Genomic DNA, 17879 nt, shown 5'->3' with positions numbered 1-17879 from the left:
AATTCCCTGCCGGGTCGAGCTCCCCTGTGGGAGCGGGCTTGCCCGCGATGGCAGTAGTACGGGCACTATTTTTGGTGGCTGACATACCGTCATCGCAGGCAAGCCAGCTCCCACATTGGTTTGTGGTGTGTCCAGAATTCCCTGCCTGGTCGAGACCCCCCTGTGGGAGTGGGCTTGCCCGCGATGGCAGTAGTACAGGCACTATTTTTGGTGGCTGACATACCGTCATCGCAGGCAAGCCAGCTCCCACATTGGTTTGTGGCGTGTCCAGAATTCCCTGCCGGGTCGAGCTCCCCTGTGGGAGCGGGCTTGCCCGCGATGGCCTCAAGGGCGCTGCTGAGCCACCTGATACACCACCGGACTTTCACCCACCACCCACGCCGTCACACTCTGCCCCGCATACCCGTCCCTCTCCTCCTGCGCAAAGTTGGCCACCAACCGCGTGCCATCGGCAAACGTGGTCTGCTGCACCAGCCGGTCGTTGCTCAGCCAGCGAAAATCCGTCATTGCCTGGGTCGCCAGACGCTCATGCAACGGCCGGAAGAACCCATCCTGACGCTGGATCATCGGCAAGCGCTGCTTCAAGGTAGCGGCGCTCAAGTGATAGAGCGGCGGCACGTTGTACAGCAGTTGGGCCAGCTCGTTTTCCGCCTGCACATTGCTCAGCTTCAGGCTGTCGAACAACCAGTGATGGCTGGTAATGACCGAGCCATGGAACACCGCCTGATACAGCGGCAGGCGCATCGCCGGGGCAAAGTACACGCTGCGCAGCGGCTCTTTGAGCGGCACGCGTTTGAAGAACACCGCCGGTTCCTCCGGTGGATACCAGGCCCCCACGTAGTACGGTGATTGCTTGTCCTGGGTCATCTCACGATCACCCCAGCCCATGACCGGGGTTTGCATGCCATGGGCGAACAACACGCCGCGAGCGGTGGTGGCGTTGCCATCTTCGGAACCCACCGGTAACTGGAGGTGGCTGGCGATCCAGCGGGCGGCGTCGATGTTGCCTTGGGCGTTCTGCGCCTGGGTCATGCCCAGCACCGAGCGATAGCTGTCAAACAGCATGCCGGTGGCATAGGCGTCGAGGAACCAGGCATTGAACCCGGCCTTGGCCTGCACCGCCGTCACCCGCGCCTCCAGCAATGGGCGGACGCAGCGCGGGTCGGTGTAGTGCCCGGACTTCTGGAAGCCGGTCTTGAGCTGGCCGTTCTTCAACATGATCGCGCAGTCGCGATAGGCGCGGCTGCCCAGGTGCGCGGTGGTCCAGTCGGGGTTTTCGCTGGCTGCCAGAGCAGTTTCATAGGAGTCGTAAGGCGCCATCAAGTACCCGGCCGCGACCCCGTCACGCACCGCCTCCGGGTGCCAGAGCCCGCCCTCCCAGCCTTCGCCCAGGGTCAGCAGCAGGCGTGGCAGGCCACTCTCCTGCAAGGTCTTGATCGTCGTTGCGGATAACGTGCTGCCCCAGGTTTCGGGGTGGGCACGCAAGGCACCGGTAAACGCCAGTGCCAGTTGCTGGCGCAGTGCGCCGTAGCCTTGGGCAAGCGCGGGCATGTCGGGCTCGGTCGTGGCTTGCCAGCCCTGGCGCGCCTTTTTGTTGAGCGCCGCGTTGAGCCCTCTGAGCAACACAGCTTGCTGGTAGCGATCCAGAAACGGCTGGGGGGCTTGCACCACCTGTGCCGCCTCCGAATCCAGCAGGCCATTGAGTTGTGCGCCCAAGCCATCGGGTCCACGCAGCACGGTGCGTAACTGCTCCCAATCGCGCACATCGCCCAGGCCCAGCAGGTCATTGCCCCACAGGTAGACGTGGCTGGCACCCAATAGCTTTTCGCCGGCCGGCAGGCGTTGCAGTTTGTCGGCCAACGGCTCGTAGAGCCCCTGTTCCACCAGCCATTGGCGGTAGCGCTTGGCACCGGCCAGCAAATCGGCCTCGCCCAGGTTCAGGCGCAGGGTCATGGGCGCGGTGGGGTCCAGGGCGGTGAATTCATGATGCAACGACAAGCCCAGGCGCGGGCCCTCGGCCTGCCACTGCAAACGGTTGTTGTAGGGGTTGGTCAGCAGCCAGTTGAGGGTGAAGCTTGCGTGATCAACGCCCCATAACGGCAGGCTCAGGTCCTGGGTGCTGTTGACATCCCCCTGCTCCAGCAAAAAGCGCTGCCAGAGGCTGTTGCCGGCTGGCACGTAATGCCCCTCGGCGAGCGGCCAGATCAGGCCCTTGCCCATGGCGCTGGCCGGCTGGCGGACGATCTCCAGCTCGCCGGCCTCGCGGGCGGTGATGGTCAGGATCAGGTCACGCTGGTCCAGGGTGGCGTTCAGCCGATAGGCACCGTTGTCCCATTGCCAGTTGGCGTGTTGAGTGGACTGTTGCAACTGGCTGACCTTATGGGTAGCCACGCCGCTGGAGGCCTGCACCGGCTCGCCGCCGGAAGGGGTCACGCGCACGGCCAGGTTCGCCGGGTCGAGCTCGATGCGCCATTGGGGGTTTTCCAGAACGGTGCCGGCAACGGCCAGTGGCGACAGCAGCAGCACGCAGATGCACAAGGCACGGCGCAGGTTAAGGGTCATGACGTGGGCCTTCACAGGAGCGAAAGCCCGAGGGTAAAACAGTTCGTTGACCGGAACTAATCCAATACACATTCAGAGAGTTTTCCCACTGCCTGCCCCTGTGGCGAGGGGGCTTGCCCCCGTTGGGCTGCGCAGCGGCCCCTGTAAGATCCACCGGGTTGTATCAGACACACTGAGGTGGTCGGTTTTGGGGCTGCTTCGCAGCCCAACGGGGGCAAGCCCCCTCGCCACAATAGTGATGTCCAACAGCGTGTTTGCCTTATGGCGCGGCCTCAGGCTCGCGGATTTTGTACCAGGCCACATACAACGCCGGCAAAAACAGCAGCGTCAGCAGGGTGGCGATGATGATCCCGCCAATCATCGCGTAGGCCATCGGCCCCCAGAACACTTCCCGGGCGATGGGGATCATGCCCAGGCTGGCCGCCGCCGCCGTCAGCAGGATCGGCCGGCGCCGGTGCTCGGTGGCCTGCACCACCGCGTCCCATGGCGTGTAGCCTTCCTGTTCATAGGCGTCGATCTGGGTCACCAGGATCACCGAGTTGCGGATGATGATGCCGATCAGCGCGAGGATCCCCAGGATCGCCACAAAGCCCATGGGCGTCCCCGTGGGAATCAGCGCCAGGACCACGCCAATCAGGCCCAGCGGGGCCACGCTGGCCACCAGGAACATCTTCTGCACGCTGTGCAACTGGATCATCAGGAAGGTCGCCATCAAGAACAGCATCAACGGCACCACGCTGGCAATCGGGCCCTGGGCCTTGCCGCTTTCCTCCACGGTACCGCCGGTAGCGACCGTGTAGCCCACCGGCAAACCGGCGCTGAATTTCTCGATTTCCGGCTTGAGCTGCTTGACCAGATCGGTCGGCTGCATCTCGTCGCGCACGGCGGCCTTGATGGTGATGGTCGGCTTGCGATCGCGACGCCACACCAGCGGCTGCTCCAACTCGTAACGCACGGTGGCAAAGGCCAATAGTGGGATCGAAGTGCCGCTGGGCGTGACGATCTGCAGGTTCTGCAAGGTTTCCGGAGTGCCGCGCTCGGCGTCTTCGGCACGGCCGACCACGTTGATCAGGTAGATATCGTCGTGCACCTGGGTCACCGCCGAGCCGCTGACCACGCTGTTCATCAACTGCGCCACGTCTTCGGACGACAGCCCGAGCTGGCGCGCCTTGTCCTGGGCAATATCGATCCGCAGCACTTTGCCCGGCTCGTTCCAGTCATAGATGATCTCGCCCAGGTGGCTGTTTTTATCCAGCAACGTCGCCAGTTCGATGGCGTGTTTACGCACCTGGTCGATGTCCTTGCCCGACACCCGATACTGGATCGGCCGCCCGACCGGCGGGCCCATTTCCAGGGGTTGGACAAAGCTGCCGACGCCCACGAAATCATCGCGCAAGCGCTGTTGCAGGCGCTCGATCAACGCGCCACGTTCCTCCAGGCCCTTGCTGACGATCACCAGCTGCGCGTAGTACGGGTTCTCCAGTTGCTGGTCCAGGGGCAGGTAGAAACGGATCGCGCCCTGCCCGATGTAGGTGCTCCAGCGCGCGATATCCGGGTCGTCCTTGATGATCGCTTCCAGCCGGTCCACGGCCTTGCGCGTTTCATTGATCGAGGCGTTTTGCGGCAGGTTGAGGTCGACGAGGATCTCCGGGCGATCCGACGACGGGAAAAACTGGTTCTGCACAAACTGCATGGAAAACACCGACGCCGCAAACAGCAGCACCGTCAGGCCAATCGCCCACCAGCGATTGCGCATGGCCCACAGCATGCCGGCGTTGAACACCCGCCCGACCCGCCCCGGCTCGTCACTGTGGGGTTTGACCTTGGTGCTGAGGATATGCACGCCGATCACCGGCGCAAACAACACGGCCACCACCCACGACACCAGCATCGCCACGGCAATCACCGCAAACAGGGTAAAGGTGTACTCACCCGCCGAGCTGGCGTTAAGGCCAATCGGTACAAAGCCGGCCACGGTCACCAGGGTGCCGGTGAGCATCGGGAACGCGGTGGAGGTGTAGGCGAAGGTCGCGGCCTGCTCCAGGGTCTCGCCCTTTTCCAGGCGCGTGATCATCATTTCCACAGTGATCATCGCGTCATCCACCAGCAAACCGAGGGCGATGATCAACGCACCCAGCGACACCCGCTGCATGGTGATGCCGCTGTACTCCATAAAGACAAATACCAGCGCCAGCACCAGCGGGATCGAGCACGCCACCACCAGCCCGGCGCGCAGGCCGAGGCTGATAAAGCTCACCACCAGCACGATGATCACCGCTTCGAACAGCGCACTGGTGAAACCACCGACGGCCTCTTCCACCACCTCGGCCTGGTCCGAGACCTTATGCACACCGATGCCCACCGGCAGGTCGGCAGTCAGCTCATCCATACGCTGGTGGAGCGCCTTGCCGAATTCCTGGATATTGCCGCCCTTCTGCATGGCGATGGCCAGGCCGATGGCTTGCTGGCCATTGAAACGAAACATCGGCCGCGCCGGATCCACATAACCACGGCTGATATCCGCGATATCCGCCAGGCGATAAAAGCGGTCATTGAGCCGCAGGTTGACGTCGGCCAGATCCTTCTCCGAGGCAAATTGCCCGGAGGTACGCACCGAAATCCGCTCCGGCCCGGCCTCGATCACCCCGGCCGGGGTCACCGCGTTCTGCGATTGCAGGCTCTGCACCACTTGCCGTTGGTCAATCCCCAGGGCGGCGAGTTTGCGCGTGGAAAAATTCAGGTAAATCACTTCGTCCTGCTGGCCGATCATCTCGACCTTGCCCAACCCCGGCACCGCCCGGATCTCGGCGCGCACCTGTTCGACGTAGTTGCGCAGTTGGCGCATCGACATGCCATCGGCGGTAAAGGCATACACCGAGCCAAATACATCGCCGAACTCGTCGTTGAACGACGGACCCTGCAAGCCTTGGGGGAAGGTGCCGCGAATGTCGTCGACCTTCTTGCGCACCTGGTACCAGATCTCGGGGATCGCCTTGGCGCTGGTGGTGTCTTTGAGGAACACGAAAACCGTGGACTCACCGGGCCGGGTGTAGCTTTTCACGTAATCCAGCGAGTCCAGCTCTTCGAGCTTTTTCTCGATGCGGTCGGTGACCTGCTTGAGGGTTTCTTCCTGGGTCGCGCCCGGCCAGCGGGTCTGGATCACCATGGTCTTGATGGTGAAGGACGGATCTTCTTCACGCCCCAGGTTCATGTAGGAAAACACGCCCATCAGCAGCGCAACGAACATCAGGTACCAGACGAAGGACTGATGCTTGAGCGCCCAGTCGGATAAGTTGAAGCTCCCTTTCATCGTGGGCTGTCCTCGTCGGTTTTGACTTTTTGTCCGGGCTTGAGGCTGTTGACGCCGGCGCTGACCACACGCTCGCCAGGCTGCACCCCACCGCTGAGCACAACACTGCTGGCATCACGGCTGACCAGGGTCACGTCACGGGGCTGCACGGTCTGCTGCTGCAGATCCATGACCCAGATGCGGGTCTTGCCCTCGACGTCCTGCACCGCGCTGGCGGGCAGTTCGATACGTGGGGCGATGGCCGAGCTCAAGGTCACACTGATCGCCGTGCCCAACCGGAACGCCGGGGGCGTCTGGGCCAGGGTCAGGCGCGCGCGACGGGTGCGGGTGGCGCTTTGTGCCTGGGGCTCGATCTCGCGCACGGTGGCGGTGGTGTTGATGCCGGGCTCCAACTGGCTGGCCACTAGAAACACCACATCGGGCGGCAAGCGCTCGGCCAGGCCAGCCGGCAAGTCGATCACCGCTTCCTTGATATCCGGGCGGGCCAGGGTCACTACTTGCTGGCCGGCGCTGACCACCTGGCCGGCTTCGGCATTCCAGGCGGTCACGATGCCGCCGTGGTCGGTGCGCAGTTCGGCGTAGTTGAGCTGATCCCTGGCCTGGGCCACCGACGCCTTGGCCTGGTCGAGAGAGGCCTGGGTGGTTTTCAGGTCGGTCTGGGCAATGTCCAGTTGCGCCTGGGCGCCGACGCCACGGTTGAACAGTTCCTGCTGGCGGCGTGCATTGGCCTGGGCATTGATAAATTGCGCCTGGACCCGCGCCAGGTCGCCCTGGGCGGCTCGCAACTGGTTCTGCTGGTCGGTGGGGTCAAGCACCGCCAGCAAGGCGCCTTTGCTCACTTCGGCGCCCACATCCACCGCGCGCCGGGCAATGCGACCGGGCACTCGGAAGCCCAGGTTGCTTTCGTAGCGTGCCTGGATCGTGCCGGCGAAGCGCCCGAGGTTTTCCTGGTCTTCAGCTTTCACCTCGACCCAGAGCACTGGCCTTATTGGCTCCGGCGCCGGCTCTTCCTTGGAACAGGCGATCAGCAACAGGCTGCTGGCGAGGATCAGCGTCAGGCGCTTCATGGCTGCACTCCGCTGGCCTGGGCCTGGTCCGGCGCCTGGGCGATCTCCACCAACATGCCTGGGTGCAGCAATTGCCCGCCGGCCACCACGACTTTTTCGCCGCCTTTGAGGCCATCGCTGATGATCACTTTGCCGGTCAGGTAGCGCGCGACAGTGACCTTGTGCAGTTGCGCCTTGCCGTCACCGTCCACCAGCCACACGGCAGGCTCGCTGAGGTCTTTGGTCAGTGCCGCCCAGGGCAGCTCGACGCTGGGTTTGGCTTGCCCATTGGCAGTGGCACTGACGACCGACCCCAGTTGCATGCCCTTGGGCAAGGCATCCAGGGCGATCTTTACTTGCACCGTGCCGCTGTTGGCGGCGACGGCCGGGGTCACTTCACGCACCCGGCCCACGGCCTTGATGCTCGGGTTGTCCAGCAGGCTGACAGTGATTGGTACATCCGGTACAGGCTCCGCCAGCAGCGATTCGTACACGTTGAACACCGCATCGCGCTCGCCATCACGGGCCAGGCTGAAAATCGGCACGGTGGCCTGCACCACCTGGCCGACTTCGGCCTGCCGTGCGGTAATCACCCCCGGCGCTTCGGCGATCAACGCCGTATAGCCCAGTTGCTCACGGGCGTTAGCCAACTGCGCCTGCGCGGCCGCCAGGGCACTTTGGCTGCTGCGCAATGCGGCCTGGGCGGCGTCGTATTCGCTGCGACTGGTGTAGCCCTTGGGCAGGAGTTTTTCCTGGCGCACAAAGGCCGCGGCCGTCTGTTTGACCCGTGCCTGTTCCGCCACCACCTGGGCCTGGGCGGAATCGACATTGGTCTGCAAATCCTTGGGATCGAGCTTGGCCAGCACTTGCCGGGCTGTCACGCGGTCGCCGACATCGACCATGCGCTGGATAATTTTGCCGCCGACGCGGAACGACAAATCGGTCTGCACCCGCGCCTGGATATCCCCGGTAAGGGTCACTGCGGCGGCGAAATCGGTCGGCTGCACCGTTTGCACAAACACCCTGGAATGGGCCTTGGGTTCAGGTTTTTCCTGGCCACAGCCGCTCAGCAATGCCAGCAGGGCAAGGCCACAAATAACTGTTGAGGTGGGACCGCCCATGCAGACTCCTTTCGCGTAATACTGACGTGCCAGTGTGTATGCGACTGTGAGCTTAGTTCAGGGTTCCACCTTCATCTGAGTGATTTACAGGCCTGCGATGATGCGGTTCTACGCGATAAGATGTTGGTCCATGCCGGCGCGGAACGCCCTCAATGCTCAAGACCTTAGCGGTAGCCAATTACCGCTCGATCAATAAATTGGTGGTACCGCTGGATCGGCTGAACCTGATCACCGGCCCCAATGGCAGCGGCAAGTCCAACCTGTACCGCGCCTTGCGCCTGCTGGCAGAAACCGCCCAGGGCGGCGTGATCAATGCGCTGGCCCGTGAAGGGGGCCTGGATTCGACGTTCTGGGCCGGCCCCGGAAACGTCAGCCGGCGCATGCTCAATGGCGAAATCCCGGTACAAGGCAGCGTGGCCCAAGGCGCCAAGCGCTTGCGCCTGGGCTTTGCCGGGGAGGATTTCAGCTACGCGATTTCCCTGGGCTTGCCAGTACCCAGCTCGTCGTATTTTTCCCTCGACCCCGAGATCAAGAAGGAATGCATCTGGGCCGGTCACGTCTATCGCCCGGCCAGCCTGCTGGTGCAGCGCTCCGGGGCGATGGTGCGCGCCCGAGACGGGCAGGCCTGGGATGTGCTGGCCCAGCACACGCCGAACTACCACAGCCTGTTCGACCAGGTCGGCAGCCTGCGCGGCTCGCCGGAAGTGCTGATGCTGCGCGAAAGCATTCGTGGCTGGCGCTTCTACGATCACTTTCGCAGCGACGCCGATGCACCTGTGCGCCAGCCGCAACTGGGTACGCGCACGCCGGTGCTGCATCACGATGGCCGCGACCTCGCGGCCGCGTTGCAGACCATCCGTGAAATCGGCAATCCCGAGGCATTGCAGCAGGCGGTGAGTGATGCGTTTCCCGGCGCACGCCTGCATATCGAGCCGTTGCAGGGCGGACGTTTTGCCATTGAGTTTTATCAGGAAGGCTTGCTGCGGCCACTGTCGGCAGCAGAGTTATCGGACGGCACCTTGCGTTACCTGCTGCTGATCGCCGCCCTGCTGACGCCACGCCCGCCGACGATGATGGTGCTCAACGAACCGGAAACCAGCCTGCACCCGGACCTGTTGCCGGCCTTGGCGCGCCTGATTATCCAGGCATCAAAGCACTGCCAGGTGTGGGTGGTGTCCCATGCCAGCCGCTTGATTGCGGCGTTGCAGCAGGATGAGGGATGCAATTCGATTGTGCTGGAGAAGGTGCTGGGGCAGACGCAGATTGTGGGGCAGCGGGTGTTGGATGAGCCGGCCTGGCATTGGCCGAGTTAGGCGGTGCCTGCACCGGCCTCAGATCAATACCGACTCATAGGTGCGCTCGATGATTTGCTGGCCGACCTTGATCACATCCACCACGCCGATCAGCACCGCCAAGGAGCTGGTCTTGATGATCCGCGTGTAGACGTTGATGGTTGGCGGCGTCATGCGCTTGAGCGCCTGGGGCAGCAGCACGTAGCCATAGAGTTGCGGCGCCGACAAGCCAATCGGCAGGCCAAAAAACAGCAGATACAGCCACACCAGCACCGGAATCGCGCGGAACAATTCCAGGTAGATGCGCAGCAGCAGGTTGATCGCGCGCGCATTCAAAGTGCGCAGCACCCCATACACCACCCCGCCAATCGTGCTGAAGGCGATGCTCAAAAACGAAATCGACAGGGTTTGCGCAGCGCCCTTGCCCAGTTGCGGCAACGACACCCACAACAACTCAAGACCCGAACTGGCCATGCTGGAGCCTCCTTTCCAGACGGCTGAGCAGCAGCGACAGCGGCAAGAACAGCAGCACGCAAATCAGCGTGAGCACGGCGAGCATTTCGTAAGTCTTGTAGTAGAGGGCGATGTAGCTTTTGGTGGTCTAGAGAATCACTGGCGCCGCCACTGCCGAAACCACTGTGGCTTCCTTGAGCAAAAAAATGAAATTGGCGAACAGCGCCGGCAGGCTGAGGATCCCGGCCTGGGGCAGGATCACATGGCGCAGCAACTGCCAGTCGGACAGGCCGATGGACTTGCCCGACTCGATCTGCGCCACCAGCAGCGAGGTGCCAATGGCGATCAAGCCCACTTGCAGGGTCACCCCCACGGCCTTGAGAAACGCCGGCAGGGTGCTGAGGATAAACGCGTAGTCTAAGGTCATTTCAAGTCCTGGGCGCCGCAGGGGTAATGCGGCGTAAACGCAGTCCGGTTCGACGCGGTAACGTCGGCAGAAGCTGACTTTAAAGGTATAAAAACCAAAATTTAAATACCAAAATAGCATATTTATATCACCCAAAAAGCTAACCTGCGGATTCGCCGGGATGGCAGGTGACAGCTATTGTTCTGGGGGATGTAGGAAGGGTCTTTTTTCAGCGCTGAACCACAAGGAAGGACAGCGCATGGCCAGACTGAGGGCCATTTAACCAGCGAGGGAATGACAGATGAACGAGGCGAAACCGATTGATCCGCAGGACTTGGTGAAGTGGCTGGTGGCGCTGCGGCGGGCGATCAACCGCCGGGATTAACAGGCATAACACCAACCCAATGTGGGAGCAGGCTTGTGTGGGAGCTGGCTTGCCTGCGATGCAGACACCTCGGTTTATCAGTATTACCGAGGTGATGCTATCGCAGGCAAGCCAGCTCCCACACAAGCTCAGCTCCCACATTTCTTGAAGGGGGTTTGGCAAATCAGAACGCTGGCAAGACCGCGCCGCTGTATTTCTTCTCGATGAAGGCTTTGACTTCAGGGCTGGTCAGGGCCTTGGACAGTTTCTGGATCGCGGCGCTGTCCTTGTTGTCTGGACGAGCCACCAGATAGTTCACGTACGGCGAGTCGGCGCCTTCAATGATCAGCGCATCCTTGGCCGGGTTCAGGCCGGCTTCCAGGGCGTAGTTGGTGTTGATCATGTCCAGGTCAACCTGGTCCAGGACGCGCGGCAGCAGGGCCGATTCCAGCTCCTTGAACTTCAGGTTCTTCGGGTTGCTGGCGATATCCTTTGGCGTGGACAGGGCGTTTTTCGGGTCCTTGAGGGTAATCAGGCCGGCCTTTTGCAGCAGCAACAGGGCGCGACCGCTGTTGGAGCCTTCGTTGGGAATGGCCACGGTGGCGCCGTCTTTCAGGTCTTCAAGCTTGGTGACTTTCTTCGAGTAGCCGCCAAACGGTTCTACGTGCACGCCAATCACGGTGACCAGGTTGGTGCCTTTACCCTTGTTGAAGTTTTCCAGGTACGGCAGGGTCTGGAAGTAGTTGGCGTCCAGGCGCTTCTCGGCCACTTGCACGTTCGGTTGCACGTAGTCGGTGAAGACTTTGATTTCCAGGTCCACGCCTTCTTTGGCCAGGGTCGGCTTGATCAGCTCAAGGATCTCGGCGTGCGGCACCGGGGTGGCCGCGATCACCAGTTTTTCGTTGGCTTGAGCGATACCGGCAGTCAGGGCAGCCGCCAGGGCGGTGAACAACAGAACCTTTTTCATGCAGTGTCCTTAATCGAAAATCCGGGACGTCGGTGACGGCCACTTCTTATGGGGGTGCCAGCGATGTGCTATCGCGGCGTGGAATGGACAATACCGATATTTTTTATTCCCGAACAATACCTTTTATTCACGTTGATATTCCATTTTGTTCATACAGAGCCCAAGCCCCGAAACAGACGCGTCAACGCTGCGCGCTCGACTTCGCTGCCGCTGCTCAGGATCTGTCGCACCTGATGCTCAATCTGCGCCACCGACGCCACCGGCAGGTTCAGATGCTCCGGCAGGATCTCATCGCCACTGCTGACCAGCAGCGCAAAGTGGATCACGTTCTCCAGCTCCCGCGTATTGCCCGGCCAGCTGTGTTGCTCCAGCAGCCGCTGCGCGTCCTCACTGATTAGCGGCACCGGCAAGTCCAGGCGCTGGCTGTAGATGCCCAGGAAGTACTCGGCCAGGGACAGGATGTCGCCTACGCGCTCGCGCAGCGCCGGCAGCTCCAGTTGGCCTTCGCTGAGGTAATGGAATAGGCGCTCGTGGAACTTGCCGACGGCCACGGCCTGGGCCAGGTCGATGCTGGTGGCGGCGACCAGGCGCACATCCACCGGGCTCGGTTGATGCGCCCCTACGCGGGTGACTTCGTGGTTTTCCAGGGCGGCGAGCAGCTTGATCTGGATCGGCAGCGGCAAGTCGCCGATCTCATCGAGGTACAAGGTGCCGCCGTTGGCCGAGCCGAACCAACCGGCCCGGCTGCTGGCCGCGCCGCTGTGGCTGCCGGCGGCATAGCCGAACAGTTCGGCATCGGCATAAGTCGGGCTGATCGCACCGCAGTTGACCGACACAAACAAGCCGCTGCGGTCACTGCCGCGATGGACATGGCGCGCCAGCAGCTCTTTACCGCTGCCGGTTTCGCCGCGAATCAGTACGGGCAAGGCACGCGGGGCCAGGCTTTCGAGGTCTTCGCGCAGTTGCCGGGAACGGGGGTCGACAAATACCAGCGCCTTGGCGCGGATGCTCAAGGGGCTTTTTTCGGCGTCGGGGAAGGTCAGCAACGGCTGGCCGAAGGTTTCATGCAGGCTCATGGCAGGCTCCCGCCCCGTTTCCATTCAAGGGACGGGGCGTTGAAAAGGTATTAGGCGCGGCGTCGGGAGTGATGCTCCAGACGGTTTTGCAGGCGATAGAGGTAGGCGAAACCCTGCTCCCAGCGCTGGTGGCCGGACTTCACGTTGATATGCCCGGCACCTGCGAGAATCCCGGCTTCAGCCCCCCAGTTACGCGCCAGCTCCAGGGCCCGAGGGGCGCTGACCGCACTGTCGTTGTCGGAGCTGACGACCTGGCTGGGAAACGGCAACAGGTCACGGGGAATCGGTGCAAAGTTGCGCAACGCCGGCGCACACGCCGGGCGCTCGACATCTGCCGGGGCCACCAGCAAGGCCCCACGCACCTGGCGCAGGAACTGCAACGGCGCGCTGGCCGCCCAGTGCGCCACCGTGATGCAACCCAGGCTGTGGGCGATAAGAATCACCGGGGTACTGTCGGCCGCAATGGCTTCGGCCAGGGCCGCCACCCAGTCTTCACGGCGCGGGGTCAACCAGTCGGCCTGCTCCACGCGGGCGCTGTTGGGCAGGCTGTTCTGCCAATGGGTTTGCCAATGATCTTCTGGCGATCCTTGCCAGCCCGGCACGATCAGGTAACGGATCAACTCGCTGTGCATGGGTGTGCCCTCCTGCAGCGTTTAACGTTGCTGACCAGTATAGGGACGGGGCATATATTCGTTAAGGAATAAGAAGCTATTTATTAATAACCAAAAACACAGTCACTTCAATAAAGCCGGGGTCTTCAGGTACGCGGCGTTGGCTGAAGACCCCGGCGCCGGCAGGGAAAAACCGAGGCTCATCGGTGGAACTTCCGGCGGCACAATCGGCAGTACCGGCACCGGTCTCTGGCTGACCCAGTAGATCACCGCGCCATGCAGCGCCAGCGTCAACAGGCCCACTAAAATGCCTTCACGGCGACTTCAGGATGCTTTACGCGCCTGCAAAATATTCCTCAAAGGCATGCCTCAGCGCGGGTTGGCCTCGCATAAATCCCACAATTGCCCCTGCAGGCTCTGCCCCGCCGCCCCCATCCCATTGCGCCCATACAACGCCAGCCGCACGCCCTGCACCGCGGGCAAACCACTGTCGGCGCCGAGCACCACATGCCCGGCCTGCACCACTCGCTCAGGCAGCAGGCTGATGCCCAACCCCGCCGCCACCGCCGAACACACACTGGCCAGGCTCGCGCTGGAATAGCCAATGCGCCAGCGCCAGCCACCGACCTCCAGATGCTGGAGCATTTCATTGCGGTACAGGCCGCCCACCGGGAACGCCACCAAGGGCAATGGATCGCGGCCCAGGGCCGGCATGTGGCGGCTGTCGACCCAGCACAACGGCTCCGGCCAGGAGGCCAGGCAGTCGTCGCTGTCGCCCATCTGCTTGACCAGCAACACATCGAACTCACCGCCGCGATACTGGCGCAACAGCGCCGGCCCCAGGCCGCTGGTGACCTCCAGGCGCACCCGTGGGTAGGCCACGACAAACGCCGACAGCAACGGCATCAAGCGCTCGGCGGCAAAATCTTCGGGCACGCCCAGGCGCAGCACGCCGTCGCTCTGCTGGTTGATCAGCACATCGGCGGCTTCTTCGTTGAGTGCCAGGATGCGCCGCGCATAGGCCAGCAGGCGCTCGCCCTCGACCGTCGCCACCACCCGGCGCTGATCCCGGTCGAGCAAGCGGCAGCCGACACTGTCTTCCAGGCGGCGCAATTGCTGGCTGACCGTAGATTGGGTCAAGTGCAGGCGCTCGGCGGCGCGGGTGAAATTCGCGCAATCCACCACGGCGACAAAACTGCGCAACAGCACGGGATCGAACATGGGCACCACCATCTCGTTTGCCACTGGTTGGCATGGTTATATTTAATTTCAGAATACCCCAGGCGGTGGCCATACTTCGCGTTCATTGCACTGAAGCGAGGTTCCCATGGCATGGCCCATTCCTTTCAAAACCGCCGTGCTGGCGCTGGGGTTGATGGTGGCGAGTAGCGCCATGGCGGCCGATAAAGATCTACTCGACGCCGTGCGCGGCGGGCAGTTGGCACAGGTCGAACAGTTGCTGGCCAGGGGCGTTGACCTTGATGTCCGCGCCGTGGATGGCAGCACCCCGCTGTTGCTGGCCACCCAGGCCAATCGCATCGACATCGCCCGCGCCCTGATCGAAGCCGGGGCTGATGTGAACCGCAAGAACCTGATGCAAGACAGCCCCTACCTGCTGGCCGGCGCCAGCGGCCACGATCAGATCCTGGCCATGACCCTGGCCCATGGCGCCGATCTCAAGAGCACCAATCGCTACGGTGGCACCGCCCTCATTCCTGCCTGTGAGCGCGGGCACGTGCAAACCGTGCGCCTGCTGATCGACGCTGGAGTCGACGTCAACCACGTCAACCGCCTGGGCTGGACCGGCCTGATGGAAGCCATCGTGCTCTCGGACGGCGGGCCGCCGCATCAGCAAATCGTCGCCATGCTGATCGCTGCCGGCGCCGACGTGAACCTGCCCGACCGCGACGGCGTCAGCCCACTGCAACAGGCGCAAAAACGTGGTCAGGTCGCCATCGCCCAACGCCTGCAAGCAGCCGGTGCGCAATGAGTTCACAGAGCGATCAAGCCTGGCTGCAGCGCGCCGTGGCCCTGGCGCAGGACAACGTGGCCCAGGGTGGACGGCCGTTTGGCGCCGTCTTGGTCAGGGACGGTGCAGTGCTGGTGGAAGCGGTCAACCAGATCCACCTCGACCAGGACCCCACCGCCCATGCCGAGATGCTCGCCATGCGCCGCGCCAGCCAACAGCTCGGTACGCGCCTTGAAGGCTGTGTGATCTACGCCAGCGGCCAGCCGTGCCCGATGTGCCTGGGCGCGATGTACCTGTGCGGCGTGTCCCGCGTGGTGTTTGCCGCGAGCAATGAAATGGCGGCACCTTTTGGCCTGTCGACCGCAGCGATTTACCAACAGATGAGCCTGCCATTGACCGCCCAGCAACTGCCCGTCGAGCACCTGCCTGTGCCGGCCATGCAAGCCCTTTACCGCCAATGGAAGACCCTGCATGCCCCTGAATAAATCCCTCGCCGGCTGGGGCCTGCTGGTCGTGCTGGGCCTCAACCTGCGGCCGATCCTCAGCTCTATCAGCCCGTTGCTCGGGGAAATCCGCCTGGCCACCGGCTTGAGTTTCCAGAGCAGTGCCCTGCTCACCAGCCTGCCGGTGGTGTGCATGGGTTTGGTGGCGCTGGTGGGCATCCGCGTCGAAGCGCAGTTGGGCGAGCGGCGCGGGATTGCCCTGGGCTTGATGATGATCCTGCTGGCGTGCCTGGCGCGCTGGCTGCTGGGCCAGGCACCGGCGCTGCTGGCCACGGCCTTGCTGGGCGGGGCCGGGGTGGCGCTGATCCAGGCGCTGGTGCCGGCGATGATCAAGCGCCAGTTCCACCACCGGGTGCCGCTGGCGATGGGGGTGTATTCGGCCTCGTTGATGGGGGCGGTGGCTTGGCGGCGCTGCTCAGCCCGCTGGTGGCCAGCCATTTCCAGCACTGGCAGGCCGGCCTCGGCATCTGGCTGCTGCCGGCGCTCGGCGCGTTGCTGCTGTGGGCATGGCTGCCGTTGGGCGCGGCGAAAAACCTGCAGGCGACGGCGCCGCTCAAGGGCCTGCGCAATCGCCGTGCCTGGTTGCTGGCGCTGTATTTCGGCCTGGTGAATTGCGGGTACATGAGCATGGTGGCGTGGCTGCCGGCGTACTACCAGCAACTGGGTTGGGGCGTGCTGCCCAGCGGCTCGCTGCTGGCGTTCATGACGATTTTCCAGGTGATCGCCGCGCTGTTGATGCCGGCGCTGGCGCAACGCGGTATCGACCGCCGACCCTTGCTGACCATCAGCCTGCTGGCCCAGACCGTGGGCTACCTCGGCCTGCTGCTGGCGCCGCTGCAATACCCGCACCTGTGGGTGGCGCTGATCGGCTTCGGCCTGGGGGCGTGCTTTGCCCTGAGCCTGCTGTTGACCCTGGACCATCGCCGCGACCCACGGGAAGCCGGGCAACTGGCGGCATTCGTGCAGGGCGTGGGTTTTCTGATCAATGCTGTGTCGCCGTGGATGACCGGCTGGCTGCGCGAACTCACCGGCAGTTTTGTCAGCGCCTGGGTGGTGCTGGCCGTGACGGTGATCGCGATGCTGGTGGTGACCCGGGTCTTCAGCCCGGCCACCTACCGCAGCGCCACCGTCCCTGGCTAGAAGTCGTAGCGCGCCAGGTGCACGATGAACACACCGTCACCGGTTGGGAGCTGTTCGGGCGCCGGGCGATTCGCCAGGGGCAGTGGAAGGCGGTGTACATCCCCGGGCCCTTGGGGCCGGCGACCTGGCAGCTGTATGACTGGGGCAGGGATCCTGGGGAGATCCATGATCTGGCGTCGAGCCAGCCGGACTGAGGTTATTTAGTGCCTGTGAGGGCCCTTTCGCGAGCAAGCCCGCTCCCACATTTGACCGAGTACATTGTTTGGAATGTGGTCGGATGTGGGAGCGGGCTTGCTCGCGAAAGGGCCGCTACAGGCACCGCCTACCCCTGCGCCATCTCCCGCAACCGCAGCACATCGAGTATCTCAATCTCCCCATACCCCAACCGCACAACGCCCTGCTCTTGCAACGCCTTGAGCAGCGCATTGGTGGTCTGGCGCGACACACCCAGCATCGCCGCCAAATCCTCTTGCGCCAATTGCACCACACGCCGCGAGCCGTCGATCTCGCCATAACCCTCGGCAATCATCCACAACCGATGGGCCACCCGCACCGACGCGGGCGCAAGGCTCAACTGCTCGATATTGATAAAGGTCAGCCGCAACTTCTGGCTCATCAGCAAGGCCATGTCCCGCCAATAGGCCGGGCTTTGCGCAAGCAAGTGCAGGATCGCCGACTGCGGGACCTGCAACAGCGTGCAAGGCCCGACCGCACAAGCGTCGTGGGTGCGTGGCAGACCGTCGAACACGGCGATTTCGCCAAACCAGAAAGGCGCTTGCGCCAGGCTCAACAACGCTTCCTTGCCCTGCTCGTTCACCGCGCTGATGCGCAGGCTGCCATCGAGCACCGCATACAAGCCGCACGGTGGGTCGCCGCGCTTGAACAGCACCTGCCCCGCCGCCAGCTGCCGCACGCGGGCGTTGGCCAGCAAGCTATGCTGCAAGGGAGCAGGCAGATGGCGGTACCAGTGGCCGCTGGACAGGCGCCCATGCCAAGACTCTGCGTCCATGAGAACTCCAAAGATTGTCGCCCAGTTGACAGTTTGTCGCAGTCCTACAG

The 17879-nt window shown here is 63.2% G+C and carries 13 protein-coding genes and 4 pseudogenes; 5 read left to right on the top strand and 12 right to left on the bottom strand.

Going from position 1 to position 17879, the window contains the following annotated elements; translation table 11 throughout:
• Positions 1 to 324 precede the first annotated feature (324 nt).
• The 4 genes from K1X80_RS02180 to K1X80_RS02165 all read right to left on the bottom strand — a co-directional run bounded on the left by K1X80_RS02180 (position 325) and on the right by K1X80_RS02165 (position 8039).
• The gene (locus K1X80_RS02180; RefSeq protein WP_220172628.1) at positions 325 to 2562 is read right to left on the bottom strand and encodes a glycoside hydrolase; all 2238 of its coding nucleotides are present in this window, start codon (positions 2560 to 2562) and stop codon (positions 325 to 327) included.
• Between the two features lie 259 nt (positions 2563 to 2821).
• Entirely contained in the window at positions 2822 to 5872 is a 3051-nt protein-coding gene (locus K1X80_RS02175; protein ID WP_200659233.1) for an efflux RND transporter permease subunit, read from the bottom strand.
• A complete protein-coding gene (locus K1X80_RS02170) occupies positions 5869 to 6939 on the bottom strand; it encodes an efflux RND transporter periplasmic adaptor subunit (RefSeq protein ID WP_169990527.1) in 1071 nt (356 codons plus the stop codon). Before K1X80_RS02170 ends, K1X80_RS02175 begins: the two co-directional genes overlap by 4 nt.
• Complete coding sequence (locus tag K1X80_RS02165) at positions 6936 to 8039, bottom strand: efflux RND transporter periplasmic adaptor subunit (RefSeq protein WP_057957980.1); 1104 nt, start codon at positions 8037 to 8039, stop codon at positions 6936 to 6938. The genes K1X80_RS02170 and K1X80_RS02165 overlap by 4 nt, the downstream gene beginning before the upstream one ends.
• A 152-nt stretch (positions 8040 to 8191) precedes the next feature.
• On the opposite strand from K1X80_RS02165, the gene K1X80_RS02160 reads away from it, so the two are divergent.
• On the top strand, positions 8192 to 9352 hold the full coding sequence (locus tag K1X80_RS02160; protein WP_220172627.1) for an AAA family ATPase: 1161 nt from the start codon (positions 8192 to 8194) through the stop codon (positions 9350 to 9352).
• Positions 9353 to 9373: 21 nt separating this feature from the next.
• Here K1X80_RS02160 and K1X80_RS02155 read toward each other — a convergent pair.
• From K1X80_RS02155 to K1X80_RS02125, 7 genes and pseudogenes are all read right to left on the bottom strand, one after another.
• A pseudogene (locus tag K1X80_RS02155) lies at positions 9374 to 9805 on the bottom strand (ABC transporter permease subunit); the annotation flags it as partial.
• Positions 9786 to 10211 (bottom strand): annotated as a pseudogene (locus tag K1X80_RS02150) (ABC transporter permease subunit). The pseudogenes K1X80_RS02155 and K1X80_RS02150, both read right to left, overlap by 20 nt.
• Before the next feature lie 527 nt (positions 10212 to 10738).
• Positions 10739 to 11521: a MetQ/NlpA family ABC transporter substrate-binding protein gene (locus K1X80_RS02145; protein ID WP_057437018.1), complete on the bottom strand. Its 783-nt coding sequence runs from the start codon at positions 11519 to 11521 to the stop codon at positions 10739 to 10741.
• Positions 11522 to 11670: 149 nt separating this feature from the next.
• On the bottom strand, positions 11671 to 12597 hold the full coding sequence (locus K1X80_RS02140; protein WP_057437016.1) for a sigma 54-interacting transcriptional regulator: 927 nt from the start codon (positions 12595 to 12597) through the stop codon (positions 11671 to 11673).
• A gap of 50 nt (positions 12598 to 12647) precedes the next feature.
• Positions 12648 to 13229, bottom strand: coding sequence for an alpha/beta hydrolase (locus tag K1X80_RS02135; RefSeq protein ID WP_032856553.1), 582 nt, complete (start codon positions 13227 to 13229; stop codon positions 12648 to 12650).
• 102 nt (positions 13230 to 13331) lie between these two features.
• Positions 13332 to 13511: a hypothetical protein gene (locus K1X80_RS02130; protein WP_262379179.1), complete on the bottom strand. Its 180-nt coding sequence runs from the start codon at positions 13509 to 13511 to the stop codon at positions 13332 to 13334.
• Positions 13512 to 13577: 66 nt separating this feature from the next.
• Positions 13578 to 14429, bottom strand: coding sequence for a LysR family transcriptional regulator (locus K1X80_RS02125; protein ID WP_057437668.1), 852 nt, complete (start codon positions 14427 to 14429; stop codon positions 13578 to 13580).
• Positions 14430 to 14583: 154 nt separating this feature from the next.
• Between K1X80_RS02125 and K1X80_RS02120 the strand changes: the two genes are divergently transcribed.
• The 4 genes and pseudogenes from K1X80_RS02120 to K1X80_RS02105 all read left to right on the top strand — a co-directional run.
• Positions 14584 to 15198, top strand: a complete 615-nt coding sequence (locus tag K1X80_RS02120; RefSeq protein ID WP_258571561.1) for an ankyrin repeat domain-containing protein — start codon at positions 14584 to 14586, stop codon at positions 15196 to 15198.
• A complete protein-coding gene (locus K1X80_RS02115) occupies positions 15195 to 15662 on the top strand; it encodes a nucleoside deaminase (RefSeq protein ID WP_220172626.1) in 468 nt (155 codons plus the stop codon). The genes K1X80_RS02120 and K1X80_RS02115 overlap by 4 nt, the downstream gene beginning before the upstream one ends.
• Positions 15649 to 16820, top strand: a pseudogene (locus K1X80_RS02110) (CynX/NimT family MFS transporter). Before K1X80_RS02115 ends, K1X80_RS02110 begins: the two are co-directional and overlap by 14 nt.
• A 17-nt stretch (positions 16821 to 16837) precedes the next feature.
• A pseudogene (locus tag K1X80_RS02105) lies at positions 16838 to 17008 on the top strand (arylsulfatase); the annotation flags it as partial.
• Positions 17009 to 17142: 134 nt separating this feature from the next.
• On the opposite strand, the gene K1X80_RS02100 reads toward K1X80_RS02105, so the two are convergent.
• The gene (locus K1X80_RS02100) at positions 17143 to 17829 is read right to left on the bottom strand and encodes a Crp/Fnr family transcriptional regulator (protein ID WP_057437003.1); all 687 of its coding nucleotides are present in this window, start codon (positions 17827 to 17829) and stop codon (positions 17143 to 17145) included.
• Positions 17830 to 17879 lie beyond the last annotated feature (50 nt).

The organism is Pseudomonas sp. So3.2b (genome assembly GCF_019464415.1).
In the GTDB taxonomy this organism is placed as follows: domain Bacteria; phylum Pseudomonadota; class Gammaproteobacteria; order Pseudomonadales; family Pseudomonadaceae; genus Aquipseudomonas; species Aquipseudomonas shahriarae.
This window is presented reverse-complemented; position numbering and strand designations above follow the sequence as displayed.